The 23,025-nt window shown below is 72.3% G+C and carries 22 protein-coding genes, 1 tRNA gene and 1 riboswitch; of the genes, 16 read left to right on the forward strand and 7 right to left on the reverse strand.

Features of this window, described 5'->3' with window-relative positions; all coding sequences use genetic code 11:
• Positions 1–228 precede the first annotated feature (228 nt).
• Both recN and rapZ read left to right on the forward strand, forming a co-directional pair.
• Positions 229–1,875 (forward strand): DNA repair protein RecN, encoded by a 1,647-nt coding sequence (gene recN / locus QM782_RS04820; RefSeq protein ID WP_415201786.1) that lies wholly within the window; start codon positions 229–231, stop codon positions 1,873–1,875.
• The gene (gene rapZ / locus QM782_RS04825) at positions 1,872–2,801 is read left to right on the forward strand and encodes an RNase adapter RapZ (protein ID WP_415201787.1); all 930 of its coding nucleotides are present in this window, start codon (positions 1,872–1,874) and stop codon (positions 2,799–2,801) included. Before recN ends, rapZ begins: the two co-directional genes overlap by 4 nt.
• Here rapZ and mutY read toward each other — a convergent pair.
• Together mutY and mutM are read right to left on the reverse strand one after the other, a co-directional pair.
• Positions 2,755–3,843 carry an A/G-specific adenine glycosylase gene (gene mutY, locus QM782_RS04830; protein WP_415205590.1) on the reverse strand — a complete coding sequence of 363 codons (1,089 nt, stop codon included), beginning with the start codon at positions 3,841–3,843 and terminating at the stop codon, positions 2,755–2,757. The two genes, rapZ and mutY, sit on opposite strands and share 47 nt — an antisense overlap.
• Positions 3,819–4,634 (reverse strand): bifunctional DNA-formamidopyrimidine glycosylase/DNA-(apurinic or apyrimidinic site) lyase, encoded by an 816-nt coding sequence (mutM, locus tag QM782_RS04835; protein WP_415201788.1) that lies wholly within the window; start codon positions 4,632–4,634, stop codon positions 3,819–3,821. Before mutM ends, mutY begins: the two co-directional genes overlap by 25 nt.
• A 38-nt stretch (positions 4,635–4,672) precedes the next feature.
• Between mutM and QM782_RS04840 the strand changes: the two genes are divergently transcribed.
• From QM782_RS04840 to pth, 7 genes are all read left to right on the forward strand, one after another.
• Positions 4,673–6,442, forward strand: a complete 1,770-nt coding sequence (locus QM782_RS04840) for a tetratricopeptide repeat protein (protein WP_415201789.1) — start codon at positions 4,673–4,675, stop codon at positions 6,440–6,442.
• A 5-nt stretch (positions 6,443–6,447) separates the two neighbouring features.
• Positions 6,448–6,945 (forward strand): outer membrane lipoprotein LolB, encoded by a 498-nt coding sequence (locus QM782_RS04845; RefSeq protein WP_415201790.1) that lies wholly within the window; start codon positions 6,448–6,450, stop codon positions 6,943–6,945.
• Positions 6,942–7,784, forward strand: a complete 843-nt coding sequence (ispE, locus tag QM782_RS04850; protein ID WP_415201791.1) for a 4-(cytidine 5'-diphospho)-2-C-methyl-D-erythritol kinase — start codon at positions 6,942–6,944, stop codon at positions 7,782–7,784. Before QM782_RS04845 ends, ispE begins: the two co-directional genes overlap by 4 nt.
• Before the next feature lie 30 nt (positions 7,785–7,814).
• Positions 7,815–7,891, forward strand: a tRNA-Gln gene (locus QM782_RS04855).
• 62 nt (positions 7,892–7,953) lie between these two features.
• Complete coding sequence (locus QM782_RS04860) at positions 7,954–8,925, forward strand: ribose-phosphate pyrophosphokinase (protein WP_415201792.1); 972 nt, start codon at positions 7,954–7,956, stop codon at positions 8,923–8,925.
• Positions 8,926–9,018: 93 nt separating this feature from the next.
• Positions 9,019–9,651: a 50S ribosomal protein L25/general stress protein Ctc gene (locus tag QM782_RS04865; RefSeq protein WP_415201793.1), complete on the forward strand. Its 633-nt coding sequence runs from the start codon at positions 9,019–9,021 to the stop codon at positions 9,649–9,651.
• Positions 9,652–9,725: 74 nt separating this feature from the next.
• Positions 9,726–10,406 carry an aminoacyl-tRNA hydrolase gene (pth, locus tag QM782_RS04870; RefSeq protein WP_415201794.1) on the forward strand — a complete coding sequence of 227 codons (681 nt, stop codon included), beginning with the start codon at positions 9,726–9,728 and terminating at the stop codon, positions 10,404–10,406.
• 104 nt (positions 10,407–10,510) lie between these two features.
• Here pth and QM782_RS04875 read toward each other — a convergent pair whose 3' ends face one another.
• Positions 10,511–10,831 (reverse strand): YfhL family 4Fe-4S dicluster ferredoxin, encoded by a 321-nt coding sequence (locus QM782_RS04875; protein WP_415201795.1) that lies wholly within the window; start codon positions 10,829–10,831, stop codon positions 10,511–10,513.
• 103 nt (positions 10,832–10,934) lie between these two features.
• Between QM782_RS04875 and QM782_RS04880 the strand changes: the two genes are divergently transcribed.
• From QM782_RS04880 to QM782_RS04910, 7 genes are all read left to right on the forward strand, one after another.
• A complete protein-coding gene (locus QM782_RS04880; RefSeq protein WP_415201796.1) occupies positions 10,935–11,894 on the forward strand; it encodes an ABC transporter permease in 960 nt (319 codons plus the stop codon).
• Positions 11,891–12,733: an ABC transporter permease gene (locus QM782_RS04885; RefSeq protein WP_415201797.1), complete on the forward strand. Its 843-nt coding sequence runs from the start codon at positions 11,891–11,893 to the stop codon at positions 12,731–12,733. Before QM782_RS04880 ends, QM782_RS04885 begins: the two co-directional genes overlap by 4 nt.
• Positions 12,730–13,731 (forward strand): ABC transporter ATP-binding protein, encoded by a 1,002-nt coding sequence (locus QM782_RS04890; protein ID WP_415201798.1) that lies wholly within the window; start codon positions 12,730–12,732, stop codon positions 13,729–13,731. The genes QM782_RS04885 and QM782_RS04890 overlap by 4 nt, the downstream gene beginning before the upstream one ends.
• A complete protein-coding gene (locus QM782_RS04895) occupies positions 13,728–14,528 on the forward strand; it encodes an ATP-binding cassette domain-containing protein (RefSeq protein WP_415201799.1) in 801 nt (266 codons plus the stop codon). Before QM782_RS04890 ends, QM782_RS04895 begins: the two co-directional genes overlap by 4 nt.
• A 50-nt stretch (positions 14,529–14,578) precedes the next feature.
• On the forward strand, positions 14,579–16,066 hold the full coding sequence (locus tag QM782_RS04900) for an ABC transporter substrate-binding protein (protein WP_415201800.1): 1,488 nt from the start codon (positions 14,579–14,581) through the stop codon (positions 16,064–16,066).
• A gap of 269 nt (positions 16,067–16,335) precedes the next feature.
• Positions 16,336–17,730, forward strand: a complete 1,395-nt coding sequence (locus QM782_RS04905) for an amidase (protein ID WP_415201801.1) — start codon at positions 16,336–16,338, stop codon at positions 17,728–17,730.
• Entirely contained in the window at positions 17,727–19,043 is a 1,317-nt protein-coding gene (locus QM782_RS04910) for a tetratricopeptide repeat protein (protein WP_415201802.1), read from the forward strand. Before QM782_RS04905 ends, QM782_RS04910 begins: the two co-directional genes overlap by 4 nt.
• Here QM782_RS04910 and QM782_RS04915 read toward each other — a convergent pair.
• The 4 genes from QM782_RS04915 to ahcY all read right to left on the reverse strand — a co-directional run bounded on the left by QM782_RS04915 (position 19,031) and on the right by ahcY (position 22,857).
• Positions 19,031–19,630 (reverse strand): OmpW/AlkL family protein, encoded by a 600-nt coding sequence (locus QM782_RS04915; protein ID WP_415201803.1) that lies wholly within the window; start codon positions 19,628–19,630, stop codon positions 19,031–19,033. The genes QM782_RS04910 and QM782_RS04915 overlap by 13 nt on opposite strands.
• 164 nt (positions 19,631–19,794) lie before the next feature.
• Positions 19,795–20,634: a methylenetetrahydrofolate reductase [NAD(P)H] gene (metF, locus tag QM782_RS04920; RefSeq protein ID WP_415201804.1), complete on the reverse strand. Its 840-nt coding sequence runs from the start codon at positions 20,632–20,634 to the stop codon at positions 19,795–19,797.
• Positions 20,631–21,386 (reverse strand): TlyA family RNA methyltransferase, encoded by a 756-nt coding sequence (locus tag QM782_RS04925; RefSeq protein ID WP_415201805.1) that lies wholly within the window; start codon positions 21,384–21,386, stop codon positions 20,631–20,633. Before QM782_RS04925 ends, metF begins: the two co-directional genes overlap by 4 nt.
• A gap of 13 nt (positions 21,387–21,399) precedes the next feature.
• On the reverse strand, positions 21,400–22,857 hold the full coding sequence (ahcY, locus tag QM782_RS04930; RefSeq protein WP_415201806.1) for an adenosylhomocysteinase: 1,458 nt from the start codon (positions 22,855–22,857) through the stop codon (positions 21,400–21,402).
• Between the two features lie 77 nt (positions 22,858–22,934).
• A riboswitch (S-adenosyl-L-homocysteine riboswitch) is annotated at positions 22,935–23,019 on the reverse strand.
• Between the last annotated feature and the right edge of the window lie 6 nt (positions 23,020–23,025).

Here is a 23,025-nt window from a genome sequence, read left to right on the forward strand (position 1 = left end):
TGCGCCAACCCCCAGGGGACGGAGGGTCGCGGCTCCAAGCCTGCCTGCGCAGGCTTCGACGGTCCGCCGAGGCCGCTCCTCCGGAGCCGCTGCGGCCCGCAAGGCACGCCTGCGGTCCGGCAAAGCCGGCCCGCGGCGCCCGTTGGCATGGCCTGGGCCTTTCGAACCACTGCTTGCCGTCCAGTTGCATGCCTTGCGGGCGGCGCGCCGGCGCCGTGGAGAACTGACATGCTGCGGCGCATGCACCTGCGCGACTTCGTGATCGTGCGCGAGCTCGAGCTGGACCTGGCGGCCGGCTTCACGGTGCTGACCGGCGAGACCGGGGCCGGCAAGTCCATCCTGGTCGACGCGCTGCAGCTGGCGCTCGGCGCACGCGCGGATGCCGGCGTGGTGCGGGAAGGCGGCGCGCCGCGCAGTGAGGTCAGTGCGGAATTCGATGCCACGCCGGCCGTTGCCGGCTGGCTGCAGCAGTCCGGCTTCGACGCTGCCGACACGCTGCTGCTGCGCCGCAGCATCGACGCCCAGGGCAGGAGCCGCGCCTGGATCAACGGCAGCGCCGCGACCGCCGCGCAGCTGCGCGAACTGGGCGACCTGCTGCTCGACATCCACGGCCAGCATGCCTGGCAGAGCCTCACCCGCCCGGCCAGCGTGCGCGCGTTGCTGGACGCCTACACCGGGCTGGACGTGGCGCCGCTGGAACGCCTGTGGGCTGGCTGGCGCACCGCCCTGCGCACGCTGGACGACGCGCGCACCGCGCAGGATTCGCTGCAGCGCGAACGCGAGCGCCTGGCCTGGCAGATCGCCGAAGTCGACAAGCTGGCCCCCGGCATCGACGAATGGGACAGCCTGAACGCCGACCATGGGCGGCTCTCGAACGCCCAGGCGCTGCTCGATGCGCTGCACAGCGCGATCGCGGCGCTGGAAGACGACGACCAGGGCGCGCTGCGAGGCCTGGCGCGCGCGCAGTCGGTGCTGGCCGACCAGCAGCACGTGGCGCCCGAATACGGCGCGATGGCCGAAGTACTGGCCGCCAGCCTGGCCCAGGCCGAAGACGCGCTGCACACCCTGCATGCCAGCCTGCGCCGCACCGAGCTGGACCCCGGCCGCCTGGCCGTGCTGGACGAACGCCTGGGCCTGTGGATGGGCCTGGCGCGGCGCTACAAGCGCCCGCCGGCGGATCTGCCCGCGCTGTGGGCCGGCTGGAAGGAAGAATTGGCGCGCCTGGACGCGGCCGCCGACCTGGACGTGCTGCAGGCGGCCGAGCGCGCCGCCTTCGCCGCCTTCGAGGCCGAGGCCCGGCGCGTCGGCAAGGCTCGCGCGCTGGCCGGGCCGAAGCTGGCCAAGGCCGTCACGGCCGCGATGCAGGCGCTGGGCATGCAGGGCGGGCGCTTCGCGGTCGCGCTGGAGCCGTTGGCGGAGCCGTCCTCGCAGGGCCTGGAAGAGGTGCAGTTCCTGGTCGCCGGCCATGCCGGCAGCACGCCGCGCCCGGTCGCCAAGGTGGCCTCGGGCGGTGAGCTGTCGCGCATTGCGCTGGCCATCGCCGTCACCACCAGCTCGCTCGGCGGCGCGCCCACGCTGATCTTCGACGAGGTCGACTCCGGCGTCGGCGGCGCCGTGGCCGAGACCGTGGGCCGGCTCATGAAGCAGCTGGGCGCCGAGCGCCAGGTGCTGGCCGTCACGCACTTGCCGCAGGTCGCGGCCTGCGCCGACCACCACCTGGTCGTGTCCAAGCAGCGCGAAGGCGCGGCCACGCTGAGCCGCGTGGCCGAGGTGCGGGGCGAGCAGCGCGCCGCCGAGGTGGCCCGCATGCTCGGCGGCGAACGGCTGTCGGGCACCACGCTGGCCCATGCCCGCGAGATGCTGGGGGCGGCATGAGGCAGGCCGGCCCGCTCGAGATCGTGCTGATCACCGGCATGTCCGGCTCCGGCAAGTCGGTGGCGCTGCATGCGCTGGAAGACGCCGGCTACTACTGCGTCGACAACCTGCCCCCGGAACTGCTGCTGACCTTCGCCGAACTGGAGCGCCAGCACGGCACGCTGCGCGTGGCGATCGCGATGGACGTGCGCAGCGCCACGGCGCTGCCGCTGGTGCCGGCCCAGCTGCATACGCTGCGCAGCCAGGGCACCACGATCAAGTCCCTGTTCCTGGAGGCCGGCACCGATACGCTGGTGCGCCGCTATTCCGAGACGCGCCGCAGGCATCCGCTGTCCCGGCGCGACCTGCTGGACCAGCAGAACGCGCTGTACGAGGCCATCGAGCTGGAGCGCGAACTGCTGGCCGACCTGCGCGAGCAGGCCCACGTGATCGACACGACCATCATCCGCTCCTCGCAGCTGCAGGGCTACGTCAAGTCGCTGATCGCGGCGCCGAACAGCCAGCTGACGCTGGTGTTCGAATCCTTCGCGTTCAAGCGCGGCATCCCGCTGGACGCGGACTACGTGTTCGACGTGCGCATGCTGCCGAACCCCCACTACGACCCGGACCTGCGGCCGCTGACGGGCATGGACGCGCCGGTCGCCGACTTCCTGCGCCAGAGCGCCGAGGTCCACCGGATGTTCCGCCACATCGAGGGCTTCCTCGTGCACTGGCTGGAGCCGCTGGCGCGCGACCACCGCAGCTACGTCACGGTCGGCATCGGCTGCACCGGCGGGCAGCACCGGTCGGTCTATCTGGTGGAGGAACTGGCGCTGGCCTTCAGCCAGAACTGGGTCACGCTCAAGCGCCACCGCGAACTGGACGCGCACGCCAGCAGCGTCATGGGACCGGCGCCCGGTCCCACGTGGGGGACAACAGTCTTCTGACCGGCGCCGGCAGGCCGAGCCGGTCGAGGTCCGCAGCAGTGGCCCAGAGGCCGTCGCCGCCCCACTCGGCCGGCCGCAGCGGCACGCGCACCGGGTGCAGCAGCAGATCCTTGTGCGTCAGCACGTGCGTGAACGCCGGCAGGGCCTCGGCCAGCGCATGCCGGGCTGGCGGCAGGGCGGCCAGCAGCGCGGCCTCGTCCTCGAATACGGGCAGGCAGTGCAGGCCGGCCCAGACGCCCCGGCCGGGCCGCCGCACGACCAGCACGCGGCCGGCGTCGTCCTCGGCCCACAGCAGCCACCAGTCGGCGTGGCTGCGCCGCAGCTTGCGCGTCTTGACCGGGTAGTCCTGCGTGCGCCCCTCGCGCCGCGCCACGCAGCGCGCCTGCAGCGGACACAGCAGGCAGGCCGGACTGCGCACGGTGCAGACGGTGGCGCCCAGATCCATCAGGCCCTGGGTGTAGCGCGGCATCGCCTGCGGATCCCCGTCCGGCGGCGGCAGCAGCTCGGTCGCCAGCGCCCACAGCGCGCGCTCGTGGCGCGACTCGGCCAGATCCTCGCCGAAGCCCAGCAGCCGCGTCAGCACGCGCTTGACGTTGCCATCCAGGATGGCCACGTGCTCGCCGAAGCAGAAGGCCGCGATCGCCGCGGCGGTGGAGCGCCCGATGCCCGGCAGCGCCTGCAGCCCCTCGGCCGTGCGCGGGAACTCCCCGCCGTGCACGGCCACGACCGCGCGCGCGCAGGCGTGCAGGTTGCGCGCGCGGCTGTAGTAGCCCAGCCCGGCCCACAGCGCCAGCACCTCGTCCTCGCCGGCCGCCGCGAGTTCCCGCACGTCCGGAAAGCGCGCCAGGAAGCGCGCGTAGTAGCCGACGACCGCCGCCACCTGCGTCTGCTGCAGCATGATCTCGGACAGCCAGACGCGGTACGGGTCGCGCGTGTTCTGCCAGGGCAGCCGATGGCGGCCATGGCTGGCCTGCCAGCGCACGACCTGCCCGGCCGCCCATCCCGGCGCGCGCGGATTCAGGCTTTCTGGCACTGCGGGCAGAAGAAGGTCGAGCGCTGGCCCTGGCGGATCGCGCGGATCGGCGTGCCGCAGACGCGGCAGGGCTGGCCGGCGCGGCCGTAAACCATGGCTTCGAGCTGGAAATGCCCGGCCTCGCCGGTGGCATCGGAGAAATCGCGCAGGCTGCTGCCGCCGCGCTCCACGGCCCGCTCCAGCACCTCGCGCACCGCGGCGTGCAGCCGGCGCGCACGCTCAGCGCCCAGCCGGTGCGCGCGCGTCGTCGGCCGGATGCCGGCCTGGAACAAGGCCTCGGACGCATAGATGTTGCCGACGCCGACGACCAGGTCGCCCGCCAGCAGCACCTGCTTGATCGGCGCGGCGCGCTGCCGCAGGCCGGCATGGAACAGCGCCGCGTCGAAGCCCTCGTCCAGCGGCTCCACGCCCAGGCGCCCCAGCAGCTTGACGGCCTGCGGTGCCTGCGGCCCGTCGACGTGCACCACCGCGCCGAACCGCCGCGGATCGTGCAGGCGCAGCACGCCGCGCGAAGTCTCCAGGTCGAAGTGGTCGTGCGGACCGGCCGGGCCCGCCACCGCATCGAAGCGCAGGCTGCCGGACATGCCCAGGTGCAGCAGCAGCAGGCCCTGGTCGAGGTCGATCAGCAGGTACTTGCCGCGCCGGCGCACGGCCTCCACGCGCCGCCCCAGCAGCGCCTGCGGCGCGCAGCCCAGGGCCCAGCGCAGCGGCTTGCCCAGGCGCACGCCGGTCACGGCGGCGCCGGCGATGCGCTCGGCGAAACTGCGGCGCGTGACTTCGACTTCGGGCAACTCCGGCATGGGCGAAAGGCTTGGGCGGCGTGGATTATGATGGGTCGATGAAGCGACTCCTGCGACCGGCCGCCCGCAGTCTCGTCTCGCTGACACTCGCGCTGGGCCTGCTGCCGGCGCATGCGCAGACACCCGCCGCCGGCCCCGCGACCGATACCCCTGCACCCGATACGCCACCGGCGCAGTCCGCGCTGACCTCCGAGCTGTTCTACGAGCTGCTGCTGGGCGAGCTGAGCGTCACCACGGGCGACCGCGCCGCCGGCTATGCGCTGATCCTGGACTCCGCGATCAAGGCCAAGGACCCGCAGCTGTTCCAGCGTGCCATCGCGATCGCGCTGCAATCGCGCTCGCCCGATGCCGCGCTGCGCGCCGCGCGGGCGTGGCGCGACGCGCTGCCCGATTCGCGCGAGGCCAACCGCTTCCTGCTGCAGGTCCTGGTGGCCGCCAACCGGCTGCAGGATTCCATCGAGCCGCTGCGCAGCGAGATCGCCAGCAGCCCGCCGATGGAGCGCAACGCCGCCATCCTGGCCGTGCCGCACGTCTATGCCCGCGCGCCGGACAAGCAGCTCGCGCTGCAGGTGGTGGAGCAGGCCCTGGAGCCCTACACCGCGGACAAGACCACGGGCGCCTCCGCCTGGAGCAGCATCGGCCGCATGCGCCAGCTCGCCGGCGATGCGGCAGGCGCCCTGGACGCCGCCGCACGGGCGCAGCAGATCGAGCCCGGGGCGCTGGCGCCGGCCCTGCTGGCGCTGGAATTGTTCGGCCGCAGCCGGCCGCAGGCCGAGGAAATCGTGCTGCGCCAGTTGCGCGCCAGCCCGTCGCCGGAGATGCAGCTCGCCTACGCCCGCGCCCTGCTCGACGAGATGCGCTACGCCGAAGCCACCGCGCAGCTCGAAGAGCTCACCGTCCGCCAGCCCGACTTCGCGGACGGCTGGCTGGTGCTGGGCATGCTGCAGACGCAGGACGGGCGCACCAGCCAGGCCGAGGCCTCGCTGCAGCGCTTCCTGGCGCTGGCCCAGGCGCTGCCCGACAGCGAACAGCGCAAGCGCGCCGTCAACCAGGCCTACCTGGCGCTGGCCCAGGCCGCCGAGAAGCGCAAGGACTACGCCGGCGCCGAGGGCTGGCTGAACCGCATCGACGGCGCCGACGAGTTGCTGGCCGCGCAGGGCCGCCGCGCCTCGCTGCTGGCGCGGCAGGGCCGGGTGGACGAGGCCCGCGCGATGATCCGCGCGCTGCCCGAGCGCAATGCCGACGAGGCGCGCATGAAGCTCAACGCCGAGGTGCAGCTGCTGCGCGACGCCAAGCGCTACCGCGATGCCTACGACCTGCTGCAGGCCGCGCTGGAGCGGTCGCCGGACGATCCCGACCTGCTCTACGAGCAGGCCATGATGGCCGAGCGGCTCGGCCACCTCGACGAAATGGAACGGCTGCTGCGCCGCCTGATCGCGCTGCGGCCCGACTACCACCACGCCTACAACGCGCTCGGCTATTCGCTGGCCGATCGCAACGTGCGGCTGGACGAGGCCAAGCGCCTGATCCAGAAGGCGCTGGAATTCGTGCCGAACGACCCCTTCATCGCCGACAGCCTGGGCTGGGTGGAATTCCGTCTCGGCAACCGCGAGGAAGCCCTGCGCATCCTGGAGCGCGCGTTCACGGCCAAGCCCGACGCCGAGATCGCCGCCCATTTCGGCGAGGTGCTGTGGGCCGCCGGCCAGCGCGAGCGCGCGCTCGCCATCTGGCGCGAAGGCCTGGCGCTGTCGGCCGACAACGAGACGCTGCGCGCCACGCTGAAGCGGCTGCGCATCCGCGGCCTCTGACGCCGATGCCCACCCCGGCACCGGACCACGCCCGCCGCGCCCTGCTGCTGGCCGCCGCCCTGGGCCTGGCAGGCTGCGCGGCCCTGCCGCCGCCGGCCGACTACCCACTGCTCTGGGCCGGCCGGCTCGCGCTGCAGATCGCCAGCGATCCGCCCCAGTCGTTCAATGCGGCGTTCGAACTGCGCGGCGCGCCGCAGGCCGGCGAACTGCGGCTGTATTCGCCGCTGGGTTCCACGCTGGCCGAACTGCGCTGGGCGGCGGGCCGGGCCGAGCTGCTGGCCCGCGGCGAGCTGCGGCTGTACGACTCGATCGATGCCCTGACCGAGGACGCCACCGGCACCTCCCTGCCGCTGGCAGCCCTGTTCGCCTGGCTGGACGGCCGGCCGGCCGACGTGCCCGGCTGGCAGGCCGACCTGTCGCGCATCGCCGACGGCCGCCTGTCGGCCCGCCGCGACATGCCGCTGCCGCCGGCCGAACTGCGCGTGGTGCTGCAGCAGCCATGAAGACGTTGTACGACGTGGCCGCACCGGCCAAGCTGAACCTATTCCTGCACGTGACCGGGCGCCGTGCCGACGGCTACCACCTGCTGCAGTCGGTGTTCATGCTGATCGACTGGCACGACAGCCTGCACTTCGAGCTGCGCGGCGACGGCGGCCTGAGCCGCGAGGACCTCGCCGCGCCACTGCCGGCCGACGACCTGGTGCTGCGCGCCGCGCGCGCACTGCAGCAGGCCGCCGGCACCCGCCTGGGCGCGCACATCGGCGTGCACAAGCGCATTCCGAGCCAGGCCGGCCTGGGCGGCGGCTCGTCCGACGCGGCCAGCTGCCTGCTGGCGCTGAACCGGCTCTGGGGCCTGAACCTCGGCGTGCGCACCCTGTCGCGCATCGGCCTGGCGCTGGGCGCGGACGTGCCGTTCTTCCTGTTCGGCCGCAACGCCTGGGTCGAGGGCATCGGCGAATCCCTGCAGCCGGTGGCGGTGCCGCCGGCCCGCTTCCTGGTCGTCAAGCCGGCCGAGGGACTGGAGACGGCCAGAATTTTCACGTCGCCACTTCTCAAGCGCGACACGGATCGTGCTACACTCTTAGGCTTTGCTGCAGACCCATTCGGCTTTGGCCGAAACGACTTGCAGACCGTCGCTCAGAACCTGAGCGCAGATGTCGCCAAAGCCCTCGGATGGCTTGCAGCGGCTGGCGCAACGGGCAAAATGACGGGTTCTGGAAGCGCAGTGTTCGCACCCTGGTCCTCGCCGGAGCATCCGGCGGTTCCGGAGGGCTGGCAGGCACGGCTTTGCAGCAATATGGATGTCCATCCCTTGGCGGGGTGGGCCTCCAGCGACGATTGAACGGTGGACGGCCTGGCCGGACACCTGTGTAGGGGAGTCGCCAAGTTGGTTAAGGCACTGGATTTTGATTCCAGCATGCGAAGGTTCGAATCCTTCTTCCCCTGCCACCTGACAAGCCGGGCCTGACACAGGCCCGTTTTTTTCTGGCGGTTTTTTGCCGAGGCACGTGATGCAGGCCCATCCCGACTTCATGATCTTCACCGGCAACGCCAATCCGGGCCTGGCGGCGGAGATCGCGCACCATCTGGGCATCACGCTCGGCGCCGCCAGCGTGGGGCGCTTCTCGGACGGCGAGGTCACGGTCGAGATCAACCAGAACGTGCGTGCCCGCGACGTGTTCGTGGTACAGAGCACCTGCGCGCCGACCAACGACACGCTGATGGAGCTGCTGATCATGGTCGACGCGCTCAAGCGCGCCTCGGCCGAGCGCATCAGCGCCGTGATCCCCTACTTCGGCTACGCCCGGCAGGACCGCCGCCCGCGCTCGGCGCGCGTGCCGATCACGGCCAAGGTCGTGGCCAACATGCTGCAGGCCACCGGCGTGGACCGCGTGCTGACCATGGACCTGCACGCCGACCAGATCCAGGGCTTCTTCGACATCCCGGTCGACAACATCTACGCCTCGCCGGTGCTGCTGGGCGACCTGCGCCAGAGGAACTACGAGGACCTGATCGTGGTCTCGCCCGACGTCGGCGGCGTGGTACGCGCACGCGCGCTGGCCAAGCAGCTGAACTGCGACATGGCCATCATCGACAAGCGCCGCCCCAAGGCCAACGTCAGCGAGGTGATGCACGTGATCGGCGAGATCGACGGCCGCAACTGCGTGATCATGGACGACATGATCGACACCGCCGGCACGCTGGTGAAGGCGGCCGAGGTGCTCAAGGAGCGCGGCGCCAAGAGCGTCTACGCCTACTGCACGCACCCGATCTTCTCCGGCCCGGCCATCGAGCGCATCGCCCAGGGCTCCGCGCTGGACGAGGTCGTGGTCACGAACACCATCCCGCTGAGCGAGACCGCCGCGGGCTGCCGCAAGATCCGCCAGCTCACCGTGGCGCCGCTGATCGCCGAGACGATCCAGCGCATCGCCCGCGGCGAGTCGGTCATGAGCCTGTTCTCGGAGCAGAACAACCTGTTCTAGGTCCCGCAGGCGCCAAGCCGCGCCGCCTCGTCCGAGGCGGCGTCTTTTCAACCGGAGCGGAGCTGGTCGCGGCCCGTTTCCACAGGAGTTCACATGAAATTCGTCGCTTTCGAGCGCAACAAGCAGGGTACGGGTGCGAGCCGCCGTCTGCGCATCACCGGCAAGACGCCCGGCATCGTCTATGGCGGTTCCGGCGAGCCCCAGCTGATCGAGCTGGACCACAACGCGCTGTGGCACGCCCTGAAGAAGGAAGCCTTCCACTCCTCCGTGCTGGAGATGGAACTGGCGGGCCAGGTCAGCAAGGTGCTGCTGCGCGACGTGCAGATGCACCCGTTCCGCCAGCAGGTGCTGCACATCGACTTCCAGCGCGTGGACGCCAGGACCCGCATGAACCTGAAGGTGCCGCTGCACTTCAAGGGCGAGGAAGAGTCCGACGCCGTCAAGCTGGACCACAACCTGGTCAACCACGTGACGACCGAACTGGAAGTCAACTGCCTGCCGGCCGACCTGCCCGAGTTCATCGAGGTGGACCTGTCGGGCCTGAAGAACAACGGCACCATCACGCTGAACGACATCAAGCTGCCCAAGGGCGTGAAGTGGGTCGGCCACGGCCGCAAGACGCCGGTGCTGGCATCGGCCACGGCCCCGGCGGTCGAGGAAGAAGCCGCGCCGGCCGCCGCAGCCGCTGCGCCGGCGGCTCCCGCCAAGGGCAAGGGCAAGAAGTAAGCCCTGCGCTCCGCCACGACGGCCCGCCTCGGCGGGCCGTTTCTCTTGGCGGCCGATCGGAAACAATCGCAGCCATGATCAAGCTCTTCGCCGGCCTCGGCAATCCCGGCCCCGAGTACGAACAGACGCGGCACAACGCCGGCTTCTGGTTCATCGACGCGCTGGCACGCGAACTCAAGGTGTCGCTGGTGCCCGAGAAGAACTACTTCGGCCTGGCCGCGCGTGCCCAGGTGCAGGGCCGGACCGTGTGGCTGCTGCAGCCGCAGACCTTCATGAACCTGTCGGGCAAGTCGGTCGCGGCGCTGGCGCGCTTCTTCAAGATCGCGCCCGAGGAAGTGCTGGTCGCCCACGACGAACTGGACATCGTGCCCGGCCAGGTCAAGCTCAAGCAGGGCGGCAGCCATGCCGGCCACAACGGCCTGCGCGACATCCACGCCCAGCTCGGCTCGCCCGACTACTGGCGGCTGCGCCTGGGCATCGGCCACCCGGGCGCCAAGGACCAGGTGCTGGGCTGGGTGCTGAAGAAGCCGTCGGCCGAGCACCGCGCGGCGATCGACGAGTGCATCGCCCGCTCGGCGCGCGCGTTGCCGCTGCTGGCGGCCGGCGACTTCACGCAGGCCATGCTGCAGATCCACACCAGCAAGCCGCCCCGGCCGAAGCCGCCGCGGCAGGCGCCGCCGCCCGCTCCCGGGGCCTCAGAAGCGGTGAATGGATCGATCGCGCCCACGGCGGGTGGCGCCGGGCCACAGGCGTAGGCGCAGGCTGGCGCCAGGGCAAGGACTGCAACGCCCGCATGGGAGGCGTGCCCCGGTCCCAAGGGCGAGGCCTCGGGCACGGCGATGGCGATGTGCGTGGACGCTTATCGGGGGCCTTGCGTGGGCGGGAGGGATCCGTTCACAGCTTCCTGGCCTAGATCGGCGACCGGCTTGCCGGCCTCGGCCTGCAGCCGGCGATACCTGGCCCACAGGGTCTCGCGGCTCTCGACGAAATCCGGATGCACCGGGATGCAGGCCACCGGGCAGATCTGCACGCACTGCGGCTCGTCGAAATGGCCCACGCACTCGGTGCAGCGGCCCGGGTCGATCTGGTAGAACGCCTCGCCCATGGAAATCGCGTCGTTCGGGCACTCGGGCTCGCAAACGTCGCAGTTGATGCACTCGTCGGTGATGGTCAGCGCCATGGGCGCGATTATCCCGCCGCGGCCGCGCCGATATCATCGGCCGCACGATGACCCGCCCCGCACGAGGCCCAAGGCCCGCCCTCCTGCCCGCCCGCCGCATGCGATGAGCCTGTTCCTGGCCAAGCGCCTCGCCACGCTGCTGGCCACGCTGGCCGGCACCTCGGTCATCGTGTTCCTGGTGCTGGACATCCTGCCCGGCAACGCCGCGCAGATGCTGCTGGGCCCGGACGCCGCGCCCGAGGCCGTGGCCGAACTGGCCGCCCGGCTGGGCCTGGACCAGCCGGCCTGGACGCGCTACGGGCACTGGATCGCCGGCCTGGCGCGCGGCGACCTGGGCGACAGCTACGCCTACGGCTCGCCGGTGCTGGACCTGATCCTCGAGCGCCTGGCGCTGACCGTGCCGCTGGCGGTGCTGGCCATGCTGCTGACGACCGCGCTGGCGCTCGCCGTCGGCGTGGCGGCCGCGGCGCGCCACAACCGGCTCGGCGACGTGGGCCTGATGGGGCTGGCGCAGGTCGGCATCGCGATCCCGAACTTCTGGTTCGCGATCCTGCTGATCCTGCTGTTCTCGGTGAAGCTGCAGTGGTTCTCGGCCGGCGGCTTCGACGGCTGGGGCGAAGGGCTGGACGGGCTGCTGCAGGGCCTGAAGGCGCTGGCCCTGCCGGCGCTGTCGCTGGCCGTGGTGCAGGCCGCGATCCTGGCGCGCATCACGCGCTCGGCGGTGCTGGAGGTCATGCGCGAGGACTTCGTGCGCACGGCCCGCGCCAAGGGCCTGGGGCAGCACACCGTGCTGTGGCGCCACGTGCTGCGCAACGCGCTGATCCCGGTCGTCACCGTGATGGGCATGCAGTTCGCCGAGCTGATGGCCGGCACCATCGTGGTCGAGAACGTGTTCTACCTGCCGGGCCTGGGCCGGCTGATCTTCCAGTCGATCGCCAACCGCGACCTGGTCGTCGTGCGCAACTGCGTGATGCTGCTGGCGGCCATGGTGGTGCTGGTGAACTTCGTCGTGGACCTGCTGTACGCCGTGATCGACCCGCGGCTGAAGGCCAGCGACGTATGACGCCGCCGGGCCTGTGGCCGCGCGCGCGGCGCCACCCCAGCTTCGTGCTCGGCGCCGCGCTGACGGCGCTGCTGGTCGCCGCCGCCCTGCTCTCCTACCTGTGGACGCCCTGGCCGCCGCTGGAGATGGACATGGCCGGCAAGCTGCAGGGCCCCAGCGCGCAACACTGGCTGGGCACGGACGCGTTCGGGCGCGACGTGGCCTCGCTGCTGCTGGTCGGCGCGCGCGCGTCCATCCTGGTCGGCGTGATCGCGGTCGGCATCGGCCTCGTCGCCGGCACCGCCCTCGGCCTGCTGGCGGCCGCGCGGCGCGGCTGGGTCGAGGAAACCGTGATGCGGCTGGCCGACTTCTCGCTGGCGTTTCCGGCCATCCTGTCGGCCATCATGCTGACGGCCGTGTTCGGGCCCGGCATCACGAACGCCATCGTCGCCATCGGCATCTACAACATCCCGATGTTCGCGCGCATCGCGCGCGGCTCGGCCAACGCGGTCTGGGCGCGCGAGTACGTGACGGCCGCGCGCGCCTGCGGCAAGGGCGCCCTGGCGATCACGCTGCAGCACGTGCTGCCCAACATCTCGGCCGCGCTGATCGTGCAGAGCACGATCCGCTTCGCGGTCGCGATCCTGGCCGAGGCCGCGCTATCGTACCTGGGCCTGGGCACGCAGCCGCCGCAGCCGTCCTGGGGGCGCATGCTGAGCGAGGCGCAGACGCTGATGTTCCAGCAGCCCTTGCTGGCCGTCTTCCCCGGCATGGCGATCGCGCTGGCGGTGCTCGGGCTGAACCTGCTCGGCGACGGGCTGCGCGACCTGCTGGACCCGCGCCTGGCGGGAACGAGATGACGGCCCCCCTTGTGCACGCCCCGCTGCTGCAGGTGCGCGACCTGCGCGTGCGCCTGCAGACGCCGCGCGGCCCGGCCGAAGCGGTGCGCGGCGTCTCCTTCGACCTCGCGCGCGGCGAGACGCTGGGCATCGTCGGCGAATCCGGCTGCGGCAAATCCGTCACCGTGATGGCGCTGATGGGCCTGCTGCCGGCCAGCGCGCACGTGTCGGGCAGCATCCGCCTGGACGGCCGGGAGCTGGTCGGCCTGCCCGAGCGCGCGCTGTGCGGCATCCGCGGCAACCGCATCGGCATGATCTTCCAGGAGCCGATGACGGCGCTGAACCCGGTGCACACGGTGGCGCGCCAGGTGGCCGAGCCGCTGCGGCTGCACCGCGGCCTGTCGAAGGCCGAGGCGCGGCGCGAGGCGCTGGCGCTGCTGCAGCGCGTGGGCATCCCCGACGCCGCGCAGCGGCTCGACGCCTACCCGCACCAGTTCTCCGGCGGCCAGCGCCAGCGCATCATGATCGCGATGGCGCTGGCCTGCGGGCCGGACCTCCTGATCGCCGACGAACCCACCACCGCGCTGGACGTGACGATCCAGAAGCAGATCCTCGACCTGCTGGCCGGGCTGGTGGCCGAGCGCGGCATGGCGCTGGTCCTGATCTCGCACGACCTGGGCGTGATCGCGCGCAGCGCCGCGCGCATGCTGGTCATGTACGGCGGCACCGTGGTCGAGAGCGGCGCCACGGCCGGCGTGTTCGGCCGCCGGCTGCACCCCTACACCCGCGGCCTGTTCGCGGCGCGGCCGGCGCTGGACGCGCCGCCCGGCCAGCGGCTGGCCACCATCCCCGGCAGCGTGCCCGAGCTCGCGGACCTGCCGCCCGGCTGCCCGTTCGCCGGCCGCTGCCCGCACACGGTGCCGGCCTGCAGCGCGGCGGTGCCGCCGCCCGTGCGGCTGCCGGACGGCCATGCGGCGCGCTGCATCCGGCTGGACGAGATCGCCGGGGTGGCGGCATGACTGCGCTGCTGCAGGTGCAGGACCTGGTGCGCCACTACGCGCTGCCGCGCGAGCGCCTGTTCGGCCCGCGGCCGGTGGTGCGGGCGCTGGACGGCGTGAGCTTCGCGCTGCCGGCCGGGGGCAGCCTGGGCATCGTCGGCGAGTCGGGCTCGGGCAAGTCCACGCTGGCGCGGCTGGTCATGGCGCTGGACCGGCCAACCGCGGGCAGCGTGCACCTGCTCGGCCGCGACCTGCACCGCCTGGACGCGGCCGCGCTGAAAGCGGCGCGGCGCGACTTCCAGATGGTGTTCCAGGACCCCTACGGCTCGCTGGACCCGCGCCAGACCGTGGCCCGCATCGTCGCCGAGCCGCTGGCGGCGCTGGCCGGCGCCGGCGCCACCGAGCAGCGCGAGCGCGCCGCCAAGACGCTGGCCGCCGTCGGCCTGCGCACGAGCGACCTGGACAAGTACCCGCACGAGTTCTCCGGCGGCCAGCGCCAACGCATCGCGATCGCACGCGCGCTGGTCACGCGGCCCCGGCTGATCGTGGCCGACGAGCCGGTCAGCGCGCTGGACGTGTCGGTCCAGGCCCAGGTGCTGAACCTGATGCAGGACCTGCGCGAGCGCTACGGCGTGGGCTACCTGCTGATCAGCCACGACCTCGCCGTGGTGCGGCACCTGTGCGACGAGGTCTGCGTGATGCACCGCGGCCGCATCGTCGAGCGCGGCGCGCCGCAGCGGCTGTTCCGCCACACGGAGCACCCCTACACCCAGGCCCTGCTGGCCGCCGTGCCGCACGCCGCGCCGCCGCCGGTTTGAGGTATGTTCCGGCCGTCCCGTTTTCTCCGACCTTTCCAGGGAGCCTCCCCATGCTGAACCGCCGTACCGTGCTGGCCGCCAGCAGCGCCACCGCCCTCGCCGCCGCGCTGCCGGCCGGCGCCCAGTCCCGCAAGGACGCCATGGTGCTGGGCATGACGCTGGAGCCCGCCGGGCTGGACCCGACCACCAGCGCCGCCGCCTCGATCGCCGAGGTCACGCTCTACAGCATCTACGAGACCCTGACCAAGATCCAGCCCGACGGCCGCGTGGTGCCGCTGCTGGCCGAGGGCTGGGACGTCTCGCCCGACCTGAAGACCTACACCTTCCGGCTGCGCAAGGACGTCAAGTTCCACAACGGCGAGCCGTTCAACGCGCAGACCGTCAAGTTCGCGTTCGAGCGCGCCGGCGGCGACAAGAGCACGAACAAGGACAAGCGCCAGTTCGCGAACCTCGGCGTGCAGGTCGTGGACGAGCACACCGTCGTGCTGCTGAACAAGGAGATCGACCCGGACCTGCCGTTCGCGCTGGGCCAGGCCACGGCCATCATCGTCGAGCCCAAGAGCGTGGACACCAACGCCACGCGGCCCGTGGGCACCGGCCCGTACCAGCTGGAAAGCTACAGCAAGGGCGCCTCGCTGTGGCTGCGCAAGTGGGCCGGCTACCGCAACCCGGCCGCCGCGAAGCTCTCGCGCATCGGCTTTCGCTTCATCTCCGACCCGGCCGCGCAGGCCGCCTCGCTGCTGGCCGGCGACGTGGACGCGTTCCCGCGCATCGCCACGCGCGTGGTCGCGCAGTTCAAGGGCAACCCGCAGTTCCAGACCATCCTGGCCGGCTCGCGCGCCAAGACCATCCTGGCCATGAACCACCGCCGCGCGCCGCTGAACGACGTGCGCGTGCGCCGCGCCATCCTGGCCGCGATCGACCGCAAGGCCGTGATCGACGGCGCCGCCGACGGCTTCGGCACGCCGATCGGCAGCCACTACGTGCCCGACGCGCCGGGCTACGTGGACACGACCGGCATCAACCCGTTCGACCTGGACAAGGCGCGCCGGCTCATGCAGGAAGCCGGCGTGAAGACGCCGCTGGAGCTGACCATGACGCTGCCGCCGCCGCCCTACGCGCGCCAGGGCGGCGAGGTCATCACGGCCCAGCTCGCCAAGATCGGCATCCAGGTGAAGACGCAGAACGTGGAATGGGCGCAGTGGCTGTCGGGCACCTACGGCGGCGGCTTCAACTACGACCTGTCCATCGTCTCGCACGTCGAGCCCTTCGACCTGGGCAACTACGCCAAGCCCGAGTACTACTGGGGCTACGACTCCAAGGAATTCAAGGCCCTGTACGACCGGATCATGAACACCGGCAACCTGGCCGAGCGCAACAAGCTGCTCGGCGAGGCGCAGCGCCTGCTGGCCACGGACGCGGCCAACGGCTTCCTGTACCAGCCGCAGTTCCCCACGATCGCCAAGCGCAACGTGCGCGGGCTGTGGACGGCGCTGCCGATCTTCGCGAACGACCTGGGCGCCCTGCACTGGGCTTGACATGAAACACCCCCGGTCTGCGCACTGCGCGCTGCGCCAACCCCCTCGAGGAAGCGAGGCGCCGCGGCTCCGAGCCTGCCCGCGCAGGCCTGGACGGCCCGACGGGGCGGCGCCTCAGGAGCAACCGCGGCCTGCACGGCACGCCTGCCGCCCGGCCAGGCCGGCCCGCGGCGTGCGCCGGCAGGGCCTGCTCCGCGGCCGTTCGAACCGCGGCGCGCGGCCCGGTTCCATGCGCTGCGGGTGGCGCGCCAGCGCCGTGGAACACTGAAATGCGAGCGCTGCACGACTTGTCGGCCCGGGAACTGGTCGCGGCCTACCGCCGGCGCGAGCTTTCGCCGGTGGAGGTCGCGCAATCGGTGCTGGACCACGTCGCGCGCTGGGAGCCGCGCCTGGACGCGACCTGGCTGCTGCAGCCCGAACGGGCGCTGGAGCAGGCCCGCGCGTCGGAGCAGCGCTGGCAGCGCGGCGCGCCGCTCGGCCCGGTCGACGGCGTGCCGGCGACCCTCAAGGAGAACATCGCCACGCGCGGCGACCCGGTGCCGCTGGGCACCGCCGCCACGGTGCTGGAGCCGGCCGCGGCCGATGCGCCGCCGGCCGCGCGGCTGCGCGAGGCCGGCGCCGTGGTCCTGGCCAAGACCACCATGCCGGACTACGGCATGCTGTCCTCCGGGCTGTCGAGCTTCCACCGGCTCGCGCGCAATCCCTGGGACCTGTCGCGCACGCCCGGCGGCTCCAGCGCCGGCGCCGGCGCGGCCGCGGCGGCCGGCTACGGGCCGCTGCACGTCGGCACCGACATCGGCGGGTCGATCCGCCTGCCGGCCGGCTGGTGCGGCGTCTTCGGCCTGAAGCCCAGCCTGGGCCGCATCCCGATCGACCCGCCCTATACCGGCCGCGCCGCCGGCCCGATGACGCGCAGCGTGGCCGACGCCGCGCTGATGATGCAGGTGCTGGCGCAGCCCGACGCGCGCGACAGCATGGGCCTGCCGGCGCAGGACATCGCCTGGGACCGGTACGACCGCGGCGCCGAGCGCCTGCGCGGCCTGCGCCTCGGGCTGCTGCTGGACGCCGGCTGCGGCCTGCCGGTCGAGCCCGAGGTGCGCGCCGCCGTCGCGCGCGCGACCCGGCTGTTCGAGCAGGCCGGCGCCATCGTCGAGCCCATGGCGCCGTTCCTGACGGCGGCCATGCTGGACGGCATGGACCGCGGCTGGCGCATGCGCAGCCACGTGGACCTGCTGGCGCTGCCGCCCGCGCGCAAGGCCGCCGTGCTGCCCTACATCCGCGCCTGGACCGACAGCGTGGCCGGCATGGACGGCATCGCCACCTACCGGGCCATGGCGCAGTACCACGCCACGCGCGTGGCCACGGTGGCGGCCTGCCGCGGCTTCGACTACGTGCTGTCGCCGGTCTCGCCGGTGCCGGCGCCGCCGGCCGAATGGGCCTCGCCGACCAACGACCCGCTGCGCGCGCTGGAGCACATCGCGTTCACGGTGCCGTTCAACATGTCCGAGCAGCCGGCCGCCTCGATCGACTGCGGCCGCACGGCCGGCGGCCTGCCGATCGGCCTGCAGATCGCCGGCCAGCGCTTCGACGACCTGGGCGTGCTGCAGGTCGCGCATGCCTTCGAGCAGCTGCGCGGGCCGCAGCCGCCCTGGCCGGAGCCGTGATCCGCGACAGCCTGGGCAACCCGGCCACGCTGCACGACGCGTCCAGCCTCGCCTTCCTGGACGACTTCGCGCAGGGCCTGCTGCGCTACGAGCCGCGCGCGGTGCGGCTGCTGGAGATCGCCCCGGCCGACGGCTCGGCCATCGTGCAGGCCGCGGCCGCCGCACTGCAGATGTTCGCCGAGACGCCCGATGCGCCGGCCAGGGCGCTGCCGCACGTGCAGCGCGCCTTGGCCGCGGCGCCGGCCGCCACGCCGCGCGAGCAGCGCTTCGCCGCAGCCGTCGCGGCCTGGGTCGCCGGCGACATCCCGCGCGCGATCGCGCTGCACGAGGAGCAGGCCGCCGAGCATCCGCGCGACCTGGTGTCGGTCAAGCTCGGCCAGTACCACCTGTTCAACCGTGGCGACGCGCCGGGCATGCTGCGCCTGGCCCGGCAGGTGCTGCCGGCCGCGGGCGACGTGCCGCAGCTGCACGGCATGCTGGCCTTCGGCTGGGAGCAGTGCCATTTCCTGCGCGAGGCCGAGGCCGCCGCGCAGCAGGCCCTGCGCGGCGAGCCGGGCGAGCCCTGGGCGCACCATGCGCTCGCACACGTGATGCTGACCGAGGGCCGGCTGCGGGAAGGCTGGCAGTTCCTGCAGGCGATGGCGCCGCACTGGGACGGGCTGAACTCCTTCATGCTGACGCACAACTGGTGGCATGCCGCGCTGTTCGCGCTGGAACTGGACGACGCCGGGGCGGCGCTGCGGCTGTACGACACACGCGTCTGGGGCGTGCTGAAGACGTATTCGCAGGACCAGGTCAACGCCGTCTCGCTGCTGGCCCGGCTGGAACTGGCCGGCGCCGGCGTGGGCCCGCGCTGGCAGGAACTGGCGCCCTGGCTGGCGCCGCGCGTGGCCGACCACGTGCTGGCGTTCCTGGACCTGCACTATCTCTACGGCCTGGCACGCGCCGGCCGGCCCGAGGCGGACGTGCTGCTGGCCGATCTCGCCCGCCATGCGCAACAGGCGCCGCAGGAGGCCTGGCGCAGCGTCGCGCTACCGGCCGCGCAAGGCCTGCTGGCGCATGCGCGTGGCGACCACGCCACGGCCGCGCGGACCCTGGCCCTGGCGCTGCCGCGCCTGCGCGAGATCGGCGGCAGCCATGCGCAGCGCGACCTGTTCCAGCAGCTGTACCTCGATGCGCTGGCCCGAAGCGGCCAGCTCGCCGAGGCCCAGCACCTGTTGCAGCAGCAGGCGCGGCTGCAGCCGGCCTCGCGCCGGCTGGACCGCCAGGCCCGGGCCGTGGCCCAGGCCCTGGGGATCGGTCAGAACCGGTAGCCCAGGCCGACGCCGATCAGCACCGGATCGACGTCGAAGCTGCCGATCTTCTGGCCGGCGGCCTTCACGTCGGTGCCGATCCAGACCTTCTTCACGTCGATGTTCAGCGACAGGCCCTTGTACGGCAGCGGGATGTCCACGCCCACCTGCAGCGCGCCGCCGAAGCTGTTCTTGTCGATGCTCACGCCGGCCGGCAGGTGCACCGAGCTGAAGCGCGTGTAGTTGATGCCGGCGCCCACGTAGGGGCGGATCTGGCCGGTCGGGTTGAAGTGGTACTGCGCCGTCAGCGTAGGCGGCAGGTGGCGCAGCGTGCCGATCGTGGCGCCGCCGGCGCGCAGGTCGTGCTTCTGCGGGTAGGTCAGGATCAACTCGGCCGCGATGTTCGGCGTGAAGAAGTAGCTGATGTCGACTTCCGGGATCCACTTGTCGTTGACCGACAGGCCGAGGCCGGTGCTGTCGTGGTTGGCACTGTCGAGATGGACGGCGCGCGCGCGCACCTGCCACGGGCCCTGGGCCGCGGTCTGCGCGACGGCGGCGCCAGCCGCCAGCATGCCCAGCACGGCGGCGGCGATCACTTGCTTCTTCATGGTCTTGCTCTCTTGGATGTCTGCTCTGTGGGGATGTCCCATGGCCGATTACAGAGGCGCGGACCACGGCCGCGTTTGAGCCCGGTCAAGCACGGCCGGCCGGTGCCGGGCGGCTGCAGCGGGTTTGCGCTGGGTCAAATCCCGGTGTCGCGTCTACGCGACGATCACAGGCCCAGCCGGTCGCACAGCGCCAGCGTCGCGGCCGACTGGTTCATCGTGTAGAAGTGCAGCGCCGGGGCGCCGCCGGCGCGCAGGCGCTCGCACAGGCCGGCCACCACGTCCAGCCCGAAGGCCTTGATCGCCGCCGTGTCGTCGCCGAAGGCCTGCAGCCGCAGCCGGATCCAGCGCGGGATCTCGGCACCGCAGGCGTCGGAAAAGCGCATCAGCTGCGTCGAGCTCGTGATCGGCATGATGCCCGGCACGATCGGCAGGTCCAGCCCCTGGCGCTGGCACTCGTCGCGGAAGCGGAAGAACGCGTCGGCGTTGTAGAAGTACTGCGTGATCGCGCCGTCGGCGCCGGCGCGCGCCTTGGCCGCGAAGGCCGCGAAGTCGGCCTCGGGCGAACGTGCCTGGGGGTGCACCTCGGGATAGGCCGCCACCTCGATGTGGAAGGCGTCGCCGGTCTCGGCGCGGATGAAGGCCACCAGGTCGCTGGCGTACTGGAACGCGCCGCCGGCGCCGTAGCCGCTGGGCAGGTCGCCGCGCAGCGCCACCAGGCGCCTGACGCCCATGGCGCGCAGCTCGGCCAGCTGCGCGCGCACGCTCTCGCGCGTGGCGCCGATGCACGAGAAGTGCGAGGCCGCGTCCACGCCCTCGGCCAGGATCTCGGCCACGGCGCCGAAGGTGCCCTGCTGCGTGGAGCCGCCGGCCCCGTAGGTCACCGAGCAGAACTGCGGCCGGCGCGCGTACAGCGCCTGGCGCACCGTGCGCAGCTTGGCGACGCCCTCGGGCGTCTTGGGCGGAAAGAACTCAAAGCTCACGGGGAGCGGGTTCGCGCTTGTCATGTTGTCCTCAACACCATCAGGAATTCGCGGTTGCCATCGCCGCCCAGGATCGGGCTGTCGTACCAGCCGGCGACCGCCAGGCCCAGCGCACCGGCGCAGGCGCGCAGCTTGTCCTGCACCTCGCCGTAGGCGGCGGCATCGCGCACGATGCCGCCCTTGCCGATGCGGCCGGGCTGCAGCTCGAACTGCGGCTTGGCCAGCAGCAGCATCGTGCCGCCGGCCGCCAGCAGCGGCGCCAGCGCCGGCAGCACCAGCGTCAGCGAGATGAAGGACAGGTCGCCGACCACCAGGTCGAAGCCGCCGGCCGGCAGCGCACCGCCCAGGTCGGCGGCCGCCAGCGCGCGGGCGTTCACGCCCTCCAGCGCCGTCACGCGCACGTCGCCGCGCAGCCGTCCGTGCAGCTGGCCGTGGCCCACGTCCACGCCGACCACGCGCGCCGCGCCGTGCTGCAGCAGGCAGTCGGTGAAGCCGCCGGTGGACTGGCCCACGTCCAGGCAGATCCGGCCCCGCGCGTCCACGCCGGCCAGGCGCAGCGCGGCTTCGAGCTTCAGGCCGCCGCGCGAGACGTAGCGCGTCTCGGCGTCGTCCTCCAGCTGCAGCTCGGCCGCGGCCGGCAGTTCCTCGCCGTTCTTGGCCACGCGCCGCCATGCGCCCTCCGGCAGCCGCCACTGCACGCCGGCCGCGATCAGCCGCTGCGCCTGCGCGCGCGAGGCGGCCCGGCCGCGCTCCACCAGCAGCTGGTCGGCGCGCATCGCCCTGCGTCGCTCAGTAGCGGTAGGTGTCGGGCTTGTACGGCCCGTTCACCGGCACGCCGATGTAGGCGGCCTGCTCCTTGGTCAGCCGGGTCAGCTCGGCGCCCAGCTTGGACAGCTGCAGCCGCGCGACCTTCTCGTCCAGGTGCTTGGGCAGCACGTAGACCTTGCCCACCGCGTAGTCCTTGGACTTGGTGAACAGCTCGATCTGCGCGATGGTCTGGTTCGCGAAGCTGGACGACATCACGTAGCTCGGGTGGCCGGTCGCGCAGCCCAGGTTCACCAGCCGGCCCTTGGCCAGCAGGATGATGCGCTTGGCGGCCTTCCTGCCCTGCCTGGGGAAGATCACGTGGTCCACCTGCGGCTTGATCTCCTCCCACTGGCAGTGCTTCTCCAGCGAGGCGACGTCGATCTCGTTGTCGAAGTGGCCGATGTTGCAGACGATGGCCTGGTCCTTCATCGCGGCCATGTGCCCGAAGGTGATCACATCGCGGTTGCCGGTGCAGGTCACGAAGATGTCGGCCTTGTCGGCCGCGTACTCCATGGTCACGACGCGGTAGCCCTCCATGGCGGCCTGCAGCGCGTTGATCGGGTCGACCTCGGTCACCCAGACCTGGGCCGACAGCGCCCGCAGCGCCTGGGCCGAGCCCTTGCCCACGTCGCCGTAGCCGCAGACCACGGCGACCTTGCCGGCGACCATCACGTCGGTCGCGCGCTTGATGCCGTCCACCAGCGACTCGCGGCAGCCGTACAGGTTGTCGAACTTGCTCTTGGTCACCGAGTCGTTGACGTTGATCGCGCGCATCTGCAGCGTGCCCTTGGCCGACATCTCCTGCAGGCGGTGCACGCCGGTGGTGGTTTCCTCGGTCACGCCGATGATGTTCTTCAGGCGGCGGCTGTACCAGGTGGGGTCGTCCTTGAGCCGGGCCTTGATGGCGGCGTGCAGGATCTTCTCCTCCTCGCTCTTGGCCTTGCCCAGCGCCTTGATGTCCTGCTCGGCGCGCGCGCCCAGGTGCATCAGCAGCGTGGCGTCGCCGCCGTCGTCCAGGATCATGTTCGGGCCTTCGGCCTTGCTGCCCTTGGGGCCGAACTCGAAGATGCGGTGGGTGTAGTCCCAGTAGTCCTTCAGCGACTCGCCCTTGACGGCGAACACCGGCGTGCCGGCCGCGGCGATGGCGGCGGCGGCGTGGTCCTGCGTCGAGAAGATGTTGCACGAGGCCCAGCGCACCTCGGCGCCCAGCGCCTGCAGCGTCTCGATCAGCACGGCGGTCTGGATCGTCATGTGCAGCGAGCCGGCGATGCGCGCGCCCTTGAGCGGCTTGCTCCGGGCGTATTCGTCGCGGATCGCCATCAGGCCGGGCATCTCGGTCTCGGCGATCGCGATTTCCTTGCGGCCCCAGGCCGCCAGGGCCAGGTCGGCGATCGCGCAGTCGGTGGGCAGCAGCTGCTGGGAAGAGGCGGGGGCGTTCATCGAAGCTCCATGCTCCCTCGTCGGAGGGCGGGTTGATCACAGCCACGGCCTGGGGGGAAGCACTCACCGCACGGAGCCGCGGGCGAGCGTCGTTGCGAAGGGGGATCCGAGCCTCGCGGCCGCTCCGCCATGGCGGGGACCGCTGCAACGCTCCTCGGAAGGCTGCGG

The sequence above is a fragment of the Pseudorhodoferax sp. genome (genome assembly GCF_047601025.1).
Lineage (GTDB): Bacteria > Pseudomonadota > Gammaproteobacteria > Burkholderiales > Burkholderiaceae_C > Pseudorhodoferax.

Coding starts and splice junctions, on each gene's coding strand:
- pth (WP_415201794.1), top strand. CDS start 9,726: ATGATCAAGCTCTTCGCCGGCCTCGGCAATCCCGGCCCCGAGTACGAA.
- QM782_RS04885 (WP_415201797.1), top strand. CDS start 11,891: ATGACGCCGCCGGGCCTGTGGCCGCGCGCGCGGCGCCACCCCAGCTTC.
- QM782_RS04890 (WP_415201798.1), top strand. CDS start 12,730: ATGACGGCCCCCCTTGTGCACGCCCCGCTGCTGCAGGTGCGCGACCTG.
- QM782_RS04860 (WP_415201792.1), top strand. CDS start 7,954: ATGCAGGCCCATCCCGACTTCATGATCTTCACCGGCAACGCCAATCCG.
- ahcY (WP_415201806.1), bottom strand. CDS start 22,857: ATGAACGCCCCCGCCTCTTCCCAGCAGCTGCTGCCCACCGACTGCGCG.
- QM782_RS04895 (WP_415201799.1), top strand. CDS start 13,728: ATGACTGCGCTGCTGCAGGTGCAGGACCTGGTGCGCCACTACGCGCTG.
- QM782_RS04865 (WP_415201793.1), top strand. CDS start 9,019: ATGAAATTCGTCGCTTTCGAGCGCAACAAGCAGGGTACGGGTGCGAGC.
- mutM (WP_415201788.1), bottom strand. CDS start 4,634: ATGCCGGAGTTGCCCGAAGTCGAAGTCACGCGCCGCAGTTTCGCCGAG.
- QM782_RS04915 (WP_415201803.1), bottom strand. CDS start 19,630: ATGAAGAAGCAAGTGATCGCCGCCGCCGTGCTGGGCATGCTGGCGGCT.
- recN (WP_415201786.1), top strand. CDS start 229: ATGCTGCGGCGCATGCACCTGCGCGACTTCGTGATCGTGCGCGAGCTC.
- metF (WP_415201804.1), bottom strand. CDS start 20,634: ATGACAAGCGCGAACCCGCTCCCCGTGAGCTTTGAGTTCTTTCCGCCC.
- ispE (WP_415201791.1), top strand. CDS start 6,942: ATGAAGACGTTGTACGACGTGGCCGCACCGGCCAAGCTGAACCTATTC.
- QM782_RS04880 (WP_415201796.1), top strand. CDS start 10,935: ATGAGCCTGTTCCTGGCCAAGCGCCTCGCCACGCTGCTGGCCACGCTG.
- QM782_RS04900 (WP_415201800.1), top strand. CDS start 14,579: ATGCTGAACCGCCGTACCGTGCTGGCCGCCAGCAGCGCCACCGCCCTC.
- QM782_RS04875 (WP_415201795.1), bottom strand. CDS start 10,831: ATGGCGCTGACCATCACCGACGAGTGCATCAACTGCGACGTTTGCGAG.
- QM782_RS04845 (WP_415201790.1), top strand. CDS start 6,448: ATGCCCACCCCGGCACCGGACCACGCCCGCCGCGCCCTGCTGCTGGCC.
- QM782_RS04905 (WP_415201801.1), top strand. CDS start 16,336: ATGCGAGCGCTGCACGACTTGTCGGCCCGGGAACTGGTCGCGGCCTAC.
- QM782_RS04925 (WP_415201805.1), bottom strand. CDS start 21,386: ATGCGCGCCGACCAGCTGCTGGTGGAGCGCGGCCGGGCCGCCTCGCGC.
- QM782_RS04840 (WP_415201789.1), top strand. CDS start 4,673: ATGAAGCGACTCCTGCGACCGGCCGCCCGCAGTCTCGTCTCGCTGACA.
- rapZ (WP_415201787.1), top strand. CDS start 1,872: ATGAGGCAGGCCGGCCCGCTCGAGATCGTGCTGATCACCGGCATGTCC.